Source organism: Algoriphagus sp. 10J20-15, assembly GCF_055809615.1.
Genome location: NZ_JBVVUG010000047.1, coordinates 1 through 12,439, shown reverse-complemented (window position 1 = coordinate 12,439; position 12,439 = coordinate 1). Strand labels below are relative to the sequence as shown.

Annotated in this window: 14 protein-coding genes; 11 read left to right on the top strand and 3 right to left on the bottom strand. The window is 40.9% G+C overall.

Annotated features, from left to right (window positions below):
* Nucleotides 1-3: 3 nt before the first annotated feature.
* Nucleotides 4-249: a type B 50S ribosomal protein L31 gene (locus AC0L6R_RS22110; RefSeq protein ID WP_091695367.1), complete on the bottom strand. Its 246-nt coding sequence runs from the start codon at nt 247-249 to the stop codon at nt 4-6.
* A gap of 324 nt (nt 250-573) precedes the next feature.
* On the opposite strand from AC0L6R_RS22110, the gene AC0L6R_RS22105 reads away from it, so the two are divergent.
* The 8 genes from AC0L6R_RS22105 (at nt 574) to AC0L6R_RS22070 (ending at nt 8,577) form a co-directional block, all read left to right on the top strand.
* Entirely contained in the window at nt 574-1,164 is a 591-nt protein-coding gene (locus AC0L6R_RS22105; RefSeq protein ID WP_473273180.1) for a hypothetical protein, read from the top strand.
* Complete coding sequence (locus tag AC0L6R_RS22100) at nt 1,145-2,263, top strand: hypothetical protein (protein WP_473273179.1); 1,119 nt, start codon at nt 1,145-1,147, stop codon at nt 2,261-2,263. Before AC0L6R_RS22105 ends, AC0L6R_RS22100 begins: the two co-directional genes overlap by 20 nt.
* Nucleotides 2,264-2,323: 60 nt before the next feature.
* Nucleotides 2,324-4,156, top strand: coding sequence for an ABC transporter ATP-binding protein (locus tag AC0L6R_RS22095; protein WP_473273178.1), 1,833 nt, complete (start codon nt 2,324-2,326; stop codon nt 4,154-4,156).
* 122 nt (nt 4,157-4,278) lie between these two features.
* Nucleotides 4,279-4,644, top strand: coding sequence for a hypothetical protein (locus tag AC0L6R_RS22090; RefSeq protein ID WP_473273176.1), 366 nt, complete (start codon nt 4,279-4,281; stop codon nt 4,642-4,644).
* 72 nt (nt 4,645-4,716) lie between these two features.
* Nucleotides 4,717-6,255: a YifB family Mg chelatase-like AAA ATPase gene (locus tag AC0L6R_RS22085; RefSeq protein ID WP_283414806.1), complete on the top strand. Its 1,539-nt coding sequence runs from the start codon at nt 4,717-4,719 to the stop codon at nt 6,253-6,255.
* Nucleotides 6,256-6,591: 336 nt separating this feature from the next.
* Nucleotides 6,592-7,056 carry an IS200/IS605 family transposase gene (gene tnpA / locus AC0L6R_RS22080; RefSeq protein WP_283414860.1) on the top strand — a complete coding sequence of 155 codons (465 nt, stop codon included), beginning with the start codon at nt 6,592-6,594 and terminating at the stop codon, nt 7,054-7,056.
* A 270-nt stretch (nt 7,057-7,326) separates the two neighbouring features.
* On the top strand, nt 7,327-7,773 hold the full coding sequence (locus tag AC0L6R_RS22075) for a DUF2214 family protein (protein ID WP_473273175.1): 447 nt from the start codon (nt 7,327-7,329) through the stop codon (nt 7,771-7,773).
* Between the two features lie 69 nt (nt 7,774-7,842).
* Nucleotides 7,843-8,577 carry an MBL fold metallo-hydrolase gene (locus AC0L6R_RS22070; RefSeq protein WP_473273174.1) on the top strand — a complete coding sequence of 245 codons (735 nt, stop codon included), beginning with the start codon at nt 7,843-7,845 and terminating at the stop codon, nt 8,575-8,577.
* A gap of 53 nt (nt 8,578-8,630) precedes the next feature.
* Here AC0L6R_RS22070 and AC0L6R_RS22065 read toward each other — a convergent pair whose 3' ends face one another.
* Nucleotides 8,631-9,731, bottom strand: coding sequence for a trans-sulfuration enzyme family protein (locus AC0L6R_RS22065; RefSeq protein WP_473273173.1), 1,101 nt, complete (start codon nt 9,729-9,731; stop codon nt 8,631-8,633).
* Nucleotides 9,732-9,891: 160 nt separating this feature from the next.
* Between AC0L6R_RS22065 and AC0L6R_RS22060 the strand changes: the two genes are divergently transcribed.
* From AC0L6R_RS22060 to AC0L6R_RS22050, 3 genes are all read left to right on the top strand, one after another.
* Nucleotides 9,892-10,422, top strand: coding sequence for an RNA polymerase sigma factor (locus AC0L6R_RS22060; protein ID WP_283414802.1), 531 nt, complete (start codon nt 9,892-9,894; stop codon nt 10,420-10,422).
* Nucleotides 10,419-11,105 (top strand): hypothetical protein, encoded by a 687-nt coding sequence (locus AC0L6R_RS22055; RefSeq protein WP_473273172.1) that lies wholly within the window; start codon nt 10,419-10,421, stop codon nt 11,103-11,105. Before AC0L6R_RS22060 ends, AC0L6R_RS22055 begins: the two co-directional genes overlap by 4 nt.
* A 62-nt stretch (nt 11,106-11,167) precedes the next feature.
* Entirely contained in the window at nt 11,168-11,893 is a 726-nt protein-coding gene (locus AC0L6R_RS22050; RefSeq protein ID WP_473273171.1) for a hypothetical protein, read from the top strand.
* A gap of 141 nt (nt 11,894-12,034) precedes the next feature.
* Here AC0L6R_RS22050 and AC0L6R_RS22045 read toward each other — a convergent pair.
* The coding region (locus AC0L6R_RS22045; RefSeq protein ID WP_473273170.1) for a DUF4293 domain-containing protein at nt 12,035-12,439 on the bottom strand (405 nt) is incomplete at its 5' end.

The following is a 12,439-nucleotide window of genomic DNA, read 5'->3' as shown; positions in this document are numbered from 1 at the left end:
GAATTACTTCTTAGCGTATCTTCTGTTGAATTTCTCAACACGACCCGCAGTATCAAGCATCATTTTCTTACCTGTGTAGAACGGGTGAGACTGAGAGCTCACTTCGACCTTAAACAAAGGATATTCGTTGCCATCTTCCCAAGTGATAGTTTCGCTTGTTTCGATAGTTGACTTAGTAAGAAATTTAAACTCGCTAGAAGTGTCGTAGAAAACGACGTCTCTGTAGTTTGGATGGATATCAGCTTTCATATTATTGCTAGTTATTATGTACCTCTTTCAAATGAGGCACAAAGCTAGGCTTTTTCACAAAACTCACCAAATCTTTGCCAAGTATTTCTAAGTCAATTGGTCAAAAGGATTTAAAAACTTGATTTGAGTATGCAAATCAAGGCGTTTTAGCCCAAAAATAAAATTCAACTCCAATTTCAAAGCAAATTCAAACCCCTACCTCTGGCAGTAACCAAATGTCTATTAGACGGATGCAATCATTTGGAAAACGCTGATTTCTACTATTTCAACTCTCTTTAGCCGTATTCGAATTCCATTTTCAGGAATGTTTTTTAGATTTAGGCAATGCAAAAACCTTTACACGCTCGACTGCTTATTCTATTAGGCATATTTCTACTTCCACTTTTTGTCACTGCACAGGGAAGTTACATTCCTTTCGATCGGGATTATTATCAGAAAATCGAGCGGTACGAAATCCTTCAAGGAAAAAATAATCCGGTGTTCCACACTGGTGCAAAGCCCTACCGAAGAGATCATGTGGCAGCTTTTCTCGACAGCATTGCGAATGACGCGGTGATCAGAACTAGTGTAGATCAGTTCAATCTCGCTTACCTGAGTCAGGATAATTGGGAGTTTGTAAGTAGGGAAACTCCACTTTCCGAAAAACCTTTATTCGACGCGATTTATAAAAGACCTGGAGACTTTGCATACTATTATAGTGATGAGTTTGATATCCACGTAAGTCCGGTTTTGTACTTGAATGGTGGGATCGAGCCCGACAATGACCGAAACCCAAATCGCCTTTCGCGTGGAGTTGTGCTTCGCGGATCAATAGATAAGAAAGTTGGTTTTTACACGTACTTCACTTCTTCGGAGGCATTTTTCCCTAGGTGGGTGAAAGGCTACGCTGAGCACAATGGCGCTGGTGCCAGGTGAGGGATTTTGGAAGGAATATAATGGAGACGGCTACACTTACTTCTCAGCACTTGGCCATGTGAGTTTTAACATCACCAAACACATTCAGGTAGAAGCTGGTCACGACCGCAATTTTATCGGCGAAGGTTATAGATCCTTTTTGCTTTCCGACTTTTCCAATCCCTACATGTTTGTGAAGCTTAATACCCAGGTGTGGAAATTCCAATTGACCAATATCTGGACTCAAATGACTGCAGATGTGGACTACGATAGAGGGCGACCTACGGATGGTAGATATCCTCAAAAATGGTTTTCCTTTCACAGACTTGGTTTTAATGTAGGCAAAAACCTTAACCTTGGGTTCTTTGAGTCTGTGATGACTGACAAAGCAGACTTCAACTATTATAATCCAATTATCTTTTATCGCTGGGTGGAGCAATCACTCGGTACGCCTGACAAGGTCATGCTCGGGATAGATTACAAATGGAATTTCTTGTCATCCATGCAGCTTTACGGTCAGTTTGCACTGGATGAGTTCGTCTTTTCAGAATTCTTTGGACAAGATGGCAAGAACTCCAAGCGAAATAAATACGGTCTTCAGGCTGGATTCAAATACATCGACCTATTCAAGGTTTCGAATCTAGATCTTCAGCTTGAATACAATTCTGCCCGACCTTATACCTTTCAGGAAAAAGTCGACTATCAATCCTACAGCAATTGGAGAACTCCACTTACCCATCCAAGAGGAGCTAATTTCAGGGAAATGCTAGGAATCCTCCGCTACCAGCCTATCCCAAAACTGAACCTGACTTTCACTTCCATGTACCAACTCTATGGAGCAGATCCAGACGAAGAGACCAACTGGGGTGGAGATGTCTTGAAAAATAGATTGGAAGGAAGTCCAACAGGATTATTTGATAATGTGATCGGTCAGGGTATCGAGAACAAGGTGGTTCAAACTAATCTGAATGCTTCTTATATGTTAAGGCATAATTTCTTTATCGATGCTTCCCATACTTTCAGAAGACGTACTGCCCAAGACCTCGACAGTCCAGCCTCCTCCCAATACCTGCAATTGGCATTCCGCTGGAACTTCATACGACCTGATTACAACTATTAACTGATAACCTCCACCGCCATTTTTGCGTAACTTGCGAGATTATTCCACGAACATTAGTTTATGAAGACCTATCTACGAATTCTCTCCTATGCCAAGCCATACGGAAAATTCGTGCCTACCTATATTATCTACGCGTTTCTTTCCATCGTTTTTGGCTTGCTGAATTTCACCTTGCTGAAGCCGCTTTTCGATGTGATTTTCGAACAAGTAGATCCGGCAACACTGACACAATATTCCGAGAAGCCTGAATTCAATTTCTCACTCGAATACTTTTCCCACCTCTTCAATTACAACTTCCTGCAAATAGCTGAGGAATATGGCAAGATGGGAACACTTTATTATGTGTGTGCGATCATCGTGGCGTCAGTTTTCCTTTCCAACCTCTTCACCTACTTGGCAGGGGTAGTTTTGGCAAAAGTGCGCGCTACTGTCATCAAGCGCATGAGAATGGATATTTTCGGACAAGTCAGTAAACTTCACATTGGCTATTTTTCCAATGAGCGCAAAGGCGATCTGATGTCGAAAATGACCAATGATGTGCAAGAAGTGGAAAACACGATTGTGCAGTCACTTCGGGTTGTATTTCGTGAGCCTGTGACCATTATTCTCTATTTCTCGGTGCTTTTCTTTATGTCTCCCAAACTGACAATTTTCACCATTTTGATCATCCCCATCACGGGAGCTATTATTGGTGGGATTACCAGAAGACTGAAGAAAAAAGCGGTGCAAAGTCAGGAATCCCTTGGTCGAATCGTCAATATCCTAGACGAGACACTTGGAGGAATGCGGGTGATCAAAGCTTTCAATGCGGAGCGATTTATGAAGGGAAAATTCGACAAAGAAACCGATTATTACGCAGGAGTGAACGTGAACATGGCTCGCAAAAACGAATTAGCATCTCCGATATCCCAATTTCTCGGAGTGTTCGTAGTTGCCGGAATTTTGGTGTATGGAGGTGGGTTGGTGCTCAGCGGAAATTCCGATTTGGGAGCTTCTGACTTTATTACCTACATTATTATTTTCACTCAAGTTCTTAATCCAGCCAAGGAAATCTCCCGAGCCGTCAGCAGTATTCAGCGGGGTATCGCTTCAGCCGAGCGGATTTTCACCGTGGTAGATACGCCTACTCAGATCAGTTCCCCTGCAAGTCCGGCCATATTGAATTCTTTTGAAAATTCAGTTGAAGTCAAAAATTTAAGCTTTGCCTACCAGGATGTGAACGTGTTGAAAAACATCAACTTCACTTTATCGAGAGGAAAAACCATTGCACTTGTTGGCCCTTCTGGTGGAGGAAAATCCACGTTGGCGGATTTAATCCCAAGATTTTATGATCCTTCAGAAGGACAAATTTTACTGGATGGAAAAAATCTAAAGGAGTTTGATTTACATGCTTTGCGCAGCCAAATGGGAATAGTGACGCAGGAATCCATTCTATTTAATGACACGGTTTTCAATAATATTGCTTTTGGGGTAGAAGGAGCAACTAAAGAGCAGGTCATGGAAGCTGCTACAATTGCCAATGCCCACGAGTTTATCGAAAAAATGGAAGATGGCTACCAAACTAGTATCGGCGAGCGTGGATCCAAGCTTTCCGGAGGACAGCGTCAGCGCCTAAGCATAGCACGAGCAGTATTGAAAAACCCTCCAATCTTGATTCTTGATGAGGCTACTTCAGCTTTAGATTCAGAATCCGAGCATTTGGTACAGGAAGCACTGACCAAACTGATGAGTAATAGAACTACATTGGTGATCGCACATAGACTAAGCACAATTCAGCATGCAGATGAGATACTTGTGATCGAGCATGGTCAAATTGTACAGCGTGGCACGCACGTTGACTTAATGCAAACTGAAGGCTTATACCAGAAGCTTTCTAGTATTCAGTCCGTTTAGTATATTCGTTAAAACTAATGTTAATACTTATGAGATCTAACACATCGATTAAACCATAAAAACTGGATAATTATCTATCGTGTGAGATTCCATATAGCCACTAAAAATCAAATTATTTACATATGAAAAAACTTCACCAAATCCTTCAAATAGCCCTTTTGGTCTATTTTGGTGCTTTTCTTATTTTCTTCATTGCCTTTGACACGCTTGGCGGAGTCTTTGGAATGGATGAAATCACGTCAGATTCCATGGTGACGATTACTTTAATTGGCTTGATTATTTTTCTTGCCGCTTGGGGCAGTAGCTATGCTGCCTACAGCAGTCTTTCTTCCCAAATCAAAAAAATGGAAAGTGAGACTCACGCATTAAAAGCCAAAATTTACGACTTCGAACACCCAGTTGCTCCGACTAGACAAAGTCCTCGGCCAACTACTCCATCACCGGAAACTGACCAAAGTAACATTCCACCTAGACAAAATATTACCTAAAAGTGAAATATTAATTTTATCAAACTAGTATATTGAGGAGACCAACAGGTCTCCTTTTTATATTTTTATGTTATGGTAGCTAAAACTTTTGGAAGCGCAGTATCAGGCGTAGATGCAAACATCATCACCATAGAGGTGAATGTGGGACAAGGAACCAGTTTCTTTATGGTCGGACTTCCCGACTCCGCTGTGAAGGAATCCCAGCAGCGGGTAGAAAGTGCCTTAAAATATTTCGGGTATAGAATGCCCAGGCAAAAAGTGGTAATCAACCTCGCTCCCGCCGATGTCAGGAAGGAAGGATCGGCTTATGATCTGCCGATTGCCATGGGAATTTTGCAAGCATCAGAGCAGGTGGAATTTCCAACTTTGGGAGATTATGTGATTATGGGTGAGCTTTCATTAGACGGAAATCTCCGGCCGATCAAGGGAGTACTACCCATTGCTATCGAAGCCAGAAAGAAGGGATTCAAGGGTTTTATTCTCCCAGTAGAAAATGCCAAAGAAGCATCGATAGTCAATAGCTTGGATATTATAGGGGTAGAAACAATGCAGCAAGCCACGGATTTTCTGATGGGGGAACTGGAAATTGAACCTTTGGTGACGGATACCAGAGAGATTTTTTATCATTCACTGGATGATATTGAGTTTGACTTTGCGGATGTGCAAGGTCAGGAAAATATCAAGCGGGCAATGGAAATCGCAGCTGCAGGCGGACATAATGTGATTATGATTGGCCCTCCTGGCGCAGGTAAAACCATGCTTGCCAAACGTCTTCCTTCGATTCTCCCACCGCTGACTTTGGTAGAAGCTTTGGAAACGACCAAGATTCATTCTGTTGCGGGAAAGCTGGGCAGAAATGGTTCTCTGCTTGCCAATCGGCCTTTTCGATCTCCGCACCACACCATCAGCGACGTAGCGCTCGTAGGCGGAGGAGGAAATCCACAGCCAGGCGAAATATCCTTAGCGCATAATGGAGTATTGTTTTTGGATGAATTGCCAGAGTTCAAGCGTACTGTACTGGAGGTCATGCGTCAACCGCTGGAAGAGCGCCGAGTTACCATTTCAAGAGCAAAAGTATCGGTGGATTTTCCTGCCAACTTTATGCTCATCGCCAGCATGAATCCATGCCCATGCGGATATTACAATCATCCCGAAAAAGAATGTGTTTGCGGACCAGGCATAGTCCAACGCTATTTGAATAAAGTGTCAGGCCCGCTGTTAGATCGCATTGATCTCCATGTAGAAGTGACTCCTGTCAAATTTGACGAGATGACCTCCACCAGGAAAACAGAATCCAGCAAGGAAATAAGGGAGCGAGTGATCAAGGGCCGAGAAAAGCAAAAGGAACGATTTAAAGGAAATCCTGAGGTTTTTTGTAATGCCATGATGCCTTCGCATCTCACAAAACAAATCTGCCAGATCAATGAAGCTGGCAAGATGCTTTTGAAAACCGCTATGGAGCGACTGGGATTATCAGCCAGAGCTTACGATCGAATTCTGAAAGTAGCCAGAACCATTGCTGATATCTCAGGATCTGAGGAAATCAAAGTCGAGCATCTGGCCGAAGCGATACAGTATAGAAGTCTGGACAGAGAAGGCTGGGCGGGGTGAGAATTTAAAATGATGAAATTTGAAATTTGATAATAGCTAAAAGGAATAAGCAATCTCAAATTAAATTTATAGCGCTGTACCTAAAGGCACAGCAGAATAACTCATCAGCTATGTTTTCTAGCCTTAGTTAGCTCTTAATGGGCAATTCTGAAATTGAAACAGCTTTATAACGCGATAAAAAAGGTTATTAATCAAATCATTGCGAACCTAAATCCATTTTAATAGTAGTTGCCTTTATTCCATTTAGGCAGTCCCGTTAGGGACAAACTATGGGTAAAATGACTAATAACCGTGAATCCTGCCGTGCCTTTAGGTACGGCGCTAATATTTTCCGTCATGGCAAACACCTATACACAAATTCACATTCAAGCAGTATTTGCTGTGCAAAACAGGATTTCCTTGGTTCATCCATCCTGGAAGGATGAACTATACAAATATCTATCTTCAATTGCCGCAAAATATGATCATAAGGTTTTGCAAATAAACGGGATGCCCGATCATATTCATTTAATGATGGGGTTTCGGCCAACCCAAGCTCTTTCAGATTTAATGAAAGAACTTAAAGAAGATTCTTCAAAATGGATTAATACTCGCGGATTTGTAAATGGGAAATTTAATTGGCAGGCAGGTTATGGAGCATTTTCATACAGTAGGGATCAAGTTCCAAGGGTTATCCGTTATATACAAAATCAAGAAATGCATCATAAAAAACAGTCCTTTTTAGACGAATATGAGGAACTTCTTAGAATCCATAAGATCGATTATGACAAAAGATATATATTCAAACCAATTGAAGAATAGCGCTGTACCTAAAGGCACAGCAGAATAACTCATCAGCTATTTTTTCTACCCATAGCTTGCCCCTAATGGGGCAAATGGAAAATTGAGAAAATTTTAATACTTGACAAATAGATTTTTAATCTAGTCAACTCGAACCTAAATTTATTTTGAATGCCATTTCCTTATCTCTCCCATATCGATAGTCCCTTTTGGGACATATTATGGGTAAAATGATGAATAACCGTGAATCATACCGTGCCTTAACATACTGCGCTAAACAACCCAATATCCATGACCCCAGAAATTATTCTTCGCTACCTTCATTTTATCAGCATTTTTGCAATTGTCGGCTCATTGGTTTCGGAGCATCTTTTACTTAAGAAGGAACTGACACGAAAGGAAATCAAAAGAATCGCTACCATCGATGGAGTTTATGGAATGGGTGCATTGATCCTTTTGGCTGTTGGACTTACGCTTTGGTTAGGCGGTTATGGAAAGCCGACCGAGTTTTATACTTACAATTTCATCTTCCACATCAAAATCACACTTTTCGCTTTAATTGGGATTTTGTCGATCTATCCCACTGTGTTTTTCATCAAAAATGGAAAAGGTGACCAAGATGAATTTGTCCAAATCCCAAAAACAATTTTTATACTCCTCAGGTTAGAACTTCTGATATTATTTATCATTCCTTTATTAGCTGGCTTAATGGCTAAAGGAGTTGGATACTTTGGCTAATGTTCCTGAATCTACTATTACCCTAGCTTTTCTTTATTTTATTTGACAACAAGCCCATCTTAAACTACTATGAAATATCTAACCATATTCCTTCTATTCATCTCCTTTGGTGCTTTTTCGCAAGACATGATTCCTGCCAAAAAAGGAGATGTTACGATCAATCCTATCACGCACGGCACATTAGTATTAGAGCATGATAACCAAGTAATTTATGTGGATCCTTATGGTGGCGCGGCTGCTTTCGAAGGGCAGAAGAAACCAACATTGGTGCTGATCACGGACATTCACGGGGATCATCTTAATCAGGAAACGCTTGACGGACTAGACCTTTCTGGTGCGACCATCATTGCACCACAAGCTGTAGCAGATAAGTTTACTGCAGGCACAGGAAAAGAACTGATAGTTTTGGGGAACAATCAATCCAAAGCTGTCAATGGAATTAAGGTCGAGGCATTACCAATGTATAATTTGCCTGAAAGCACTGAAGCTCCACATACGAAAGGCCGTGGAAACGGATACATTGTTCATCTTGGCGGAAAACAATTTTACATTTCTGGGGACACAGAAGACATTCCGGAAATGAGAGCGCTTAAAAATATTGATGTAGCTTTTGTGTGCATGAATTTGCCTTATACTATGGATGTTAATCAGGCTGCAAGCGCAGTTTCTGAATTCAAACCTACAATTGTTTACCCATATCACTACAGAGGAACAAATGGATTAAGCGACGTGGAAAAATTCAAAGCCATGGTTAATGAAGCCGCTCCAAGTGTAGATGTTCGATTGAGGAATTGGTACAATTAAGATAATAGCACAGCACAAAAAAAGGTCACTTCCTTATTTGAAGTGACCTTTTTTTAGTGTAATGCTTCTTCCATATCTTCCAGCAAGTCATATAAATGCTCTAACCCTACTGACACTCGGATTAAATTTTGAGGAGTCAATGTATCGGGTCCTTCGGAAGCAGCTCTTCGCTCAATCAAACTTTCTACCCCTCCAAGACTGGTAGCGTTTGTAAAATACTTAAGCTTGGAAATCACCTGATCTGCATCTTCAGCATTGCCTTTTACCTGGAAAGACAGAATTCCACCAAAACCTGTCATCTGGTTGGCTGCTATTAAATGACCTGGGTGCGTTTTCAATCCTGGGTAATAAACCTTTTCAACTTTCTCATGTGTGGACAGAAAATTCGCCAACACGATAGCGTGTTCAGCATGTCCTTTCATCCGATAAGGCAAGGTTTTAATGCTTCTGCATAAGTAATAGCAATCCATTGGCGATGGCACTGCTCCTCCCCCGATCTGCACATTTTTTACTTTCTCCCAAAACTCATCCATTTCTTTGGTGATCAAAGCACCCCCTAGAATATCTGAATGCCCTCCAAAATATTTGGTACTGGAATGCATCACGATATCTGCTCCAAAATCAATTGGGTTTTGAAAAACAGGGGTAGCAAAGGTGTTATCGCAAGCCAAAATCGCTCCTTTTTCCTTAGCCAAAATTGCAACTGCAGCTATATCTGTAATCTTCAACAAGGGATTGGAAGGTGTTTCTAACCAAACCAACTTTGTGTTTTCCTTGAAAGCTTGCTCGACTTTCACCAAATCCGTCATATCCACGAAAGTGGCCTCTAAAACTCCCTTGAAAATAGAGAGTAAGGCATTTTTCAACCCATGATACATATCATCAGGAGCGATAACATGCGAACCTGGCTCTAAGGCTTGGAACACCGCAACTCCCGCCGCATTGCCTGAAGAGAAAGCTGCAGCATCTGCACCTTTTTCCAGACCTGCCAAGAGCTTTTCTAAAGCATGGCGATTTGGATTATTTGCCCTTGCATAGATCATAGATTCAGGTTGGTGCACAAATGTGGTGCTCAGCGTAATAGGCTGTATAACCGGTTTTTCAGAATCCGTGACAATATTTCCTCCGTGTATAGCGAGTGTTTCGAGTTTCATAGAATGATTGTTAATACTTGCAAAAGGCAGAGTTTGAAATTACCATAATTTCCTTGAGTGAGAAAAGAATTTGTAAAATGCCATAAGTCAGAAAAAAAACTTTGAGTTCCATTCCAACCTTTTGCCTTTAAGGTAACTCTTTTAAGTATAAGCCAAATCTATGAATCTTCAAAAGCTAGACACAAACCTGATCAAAAACGTCCTCAAAGGCGAAAGGTCTGCGCAGTTTCAGCTCTTTGAATTGACCAAAGGGATGCTTTACTCAGCTTGCTATAGAATAGTGAATGATGAAGATGAAGCTAACGATGTCTTACAAGATTCCTATGTAGAGATTTTCCAGAAAATCCATTCCTTAAAACATCCAGAGGCTTTGCTTTCCTGGATGAAAACGATCACCATTCGCAAAGCGATTTTGCAGAGCAGAAAGAAAATTCATTTTGAACCAATTGAAGATTTAGAAATGGATTCAAGTGATGATTTCGATTCCTGGTTTGATGCTGAGATGCTCGACCAAGCTATAGAAAGTTTACCAACTGGTGCGAAAGCCGTATTTCTTCTTTTGGCAGTAGAAGGGTATTCACATAGAGAAGCTTCTTCAATGCTGGGAATATCAGAAAACACTTCAAAATCTCAGTTGAACTACGCGAAAACGCTTCTGAAAAGGCGCATCACTAAACTACTACAGGCATGAAAGAATATAGCCCAAAACCTGACTTGTGGAGTAAAATTCAACAGCGGAAAGACTTTGATTCGCAGGTGAAGGAGCACATTTCAAATCTTCCTGTGAAAATGCCTAAAGCGGATCTTTGGGAGGCAATTGAAAAAGAGCTTGATCAAAAGACTCCAATAATTCCACTTTGGAAATATGGAATGGCAGCTGCGGCGATTGCATTAATCTTGGCCTTTTCTGGAATAGCCTATTTTGAATTGGGAGAAAAAGAGGTGAAAACTCCATTGATCACTGAAGTCAGTTTGCCTACAATTGAAATCGAAACTACTGATACAAACCCGGAAGCCGAAACAGAATCTGAAAACTTGAAACCAGAGGTGAGCAAACCAGAAACACCACTACTATCAAAACCTAGGCAAAGTTCAATTCAAAGGGAAACGATTACTCCGATTGAGACTCCAGAGCTAAACTTAGCAGACTTGAGTATTGAAAACACATTTGTAACGGAGCTAATTATTCCTCCAGTGGCTGAAGTTGAAGCTCCACAAACACTTCATAAAGTTCGAATTTCTTGGGGTATGCAAGAAAAAAGCAAACTCCAGACAAAGTTTGGGTCCAGTTCTCCTGAGGATATTTCCAACCAGCAATTAGGACTTGCGAATCAACCTAAAAACTCGATTAAGATTAATTTCCACAAACAGTAATCATTTAAAAATTTCTAAAAATAAAATCATGAAACGACTACTATTAGTTCCTTTTCCTGGCATTGCTATGTGCTTTTCAAACTTATGGCCAGGAAGTTGAAAACGGCCTCTCAAAGAATCTACAGGAATGGCTAGATCGGGATTGGCCTATCACAGACACCTTGGTTTTTGACTTTCCAAATGAAAGCGCCTTGGTACTATATTTCAACAAAACCGAACACACTGCTGAAGAGCTAACCGAAGAATTTGAACCTTTGCTTCGCAAAGCGACCGACTATCCTGAATTTACAACGCTCTATTACAGAATAGGAGAAAACTTTCAGCCTACTGCTTTGAAGAATGTGAAATATCAAATTGAGAAAAAATACGTGCCTTATGTGGATAGTCTGGAGATGACTTTTCCTGTAGGATTAGATTTCACAGGTGGTGACTTCACTCCAGTTGTAGGGTTCAGAGCTCATTTGAATTGGAGAAATTTTTCCCTCGGTGGCTCCATTACTAACACTATTTATTTTCCCGAACGAATCGAAAACAATGTAAAAGTCAACAGCAATTGGTTTGCAAATGCTGAATTTGCTTGGGAGTTTGGGAACACAGAAAAACAAAGAAGAAATACATTCGGCGTAGGTTATTTGATCAATGAAAACAAAAGCCAGCTTTTTAACGGAACCACAATGCAGGCTTACTACAACAGAAAATTAAGCAAACATATCTCCATCCAAGCCGGAGTCATTGCCACAGAGAATTTCAAAACCTTCTATCCTACTGTAGGAATTAGATTCTGGTAAAAAACTTACAACCTGCTTCTGGAGAAGCACGTCAGCAAACCAAAAGAGCCAGCGATTTGCTGGCTCTTTTGGTTAAAATAGGTATAAGATTGCTTCTCTCGCAAAAATCTTATGTCTTGATTCTTGAATCTAACGTCTCTTTTATCTGATTCTATCCACAGATTTCAGCAAAGCGACGTCTTTTCGAATAAATCGATTGGCAAGCATATTACATACCATCGCTGCTAGGATTGCCCAAAAACCAATTTGATATGAACCATTATCCTCTGCTCCGATTTCCTTATTTATACCATTGGTAGTCAAGAAAACAATCGCCACCAAACCAACCATAAACAGGGAATTAACCATATTGATCATCATCTGCCTGCCGTGATTTCTGTATTGAAAGATCGAAATAATAGCCATAAGCCCAACAAATGAAGCCAATGCTGCTATATACCAATTGGAAGAGGACTGGACTATTTCTCCCGAAGAGCTATTTTGGATCATAAACAAAGCGTTGAGCTTCCATATTTCACCTGAATCAGCTACTTGCTGTACCCAAAG

Bases quoted from the DNA above. Each gene is read 5' to 3' on its own strand.
- AC0L6R_RS22090 (WP_473273176.1), top strand. From the start codon at position 4,279: ATGAAAAAACTTCACCAAATCCTTCAAATAGCCCTTTTGGTCTATTTT.
- AC0L6R_RS22060 (WP_283414802.1), top strand. From the start codon at position 9,892: ATGAATCTTCAAAAGCTAGACACAAACCTGATCAAAAACGTCCTCAAA.
- AC0L6R_RS22110 (WP_091695367.1), bottom strand. From the start codon at position 249: ATGAAAGCTGATATCCATCCAAACTACAGAGACGTCGTTTTCTACGAC.
- tnpA (WP_283414860.1), top strand. From the start codon at position 6,592: ATGGCAAACACCTATACACAAATTCACATTCAAGCAGTATTTGCTGTG.
- AC0L6R_RS22075 (WP_473273175.1), top strand. From the start codon at position 7,327: ATGACCCCAGAAATTATTCTTCGCTACCTTCATTTTATCAGCATTTTT.
- AC0L6R_RS22100 (WP_473273179.1), top strand. From the start codon at position 1,145: ATGGCGCTGGTGCCAGGTGAGGGATTTTGGAAGGAATATAATGGAGAC.
- AC0L6R_RS22065 (WP_473273173.1), bottom strand. From the start codon at position 9,731: ATGAAACTCGAAACACTCGCTATACACGGAGGAAATATTGTCACGGAT.
- AC0L6R_RS22105 (WP_473273180.1), top strand. From the start codon at position 574: ATGCAAAAACCTTTACACGCTCGACTGCTTATTCTATTAGGCATATTT.
- AC0L6R_RS22095 (WP_473273178.1), top strand. From the start codon at position 2,324: ATGAAGACCTATCTACGAATTCTCTCCTATGCCAAGCCATACGGAAAA.
- AC0L6R_RS22085 (WP_283414806.1), top strand. From the start codon at position 4,717: ATGGTAGCTAAAACTTTTGGAAGCGCAGTATCAGGCGTAGATGCAAAC.
- AC0L6R_RS22055 (WP_473273172.1), top strand. From the start codon at position 10,419: ATGAAAGAATATAGCCCAAAACCTGACTTGTGGAGTAAAATTCAACAG.
- AC0L6R_RS22070 (WP_473273174.1), top strand. From the start codon at position 7,843: ATGAAATATCTAACCATATTCCTTCTATTCATCTCCTTTGGTGCTTTT.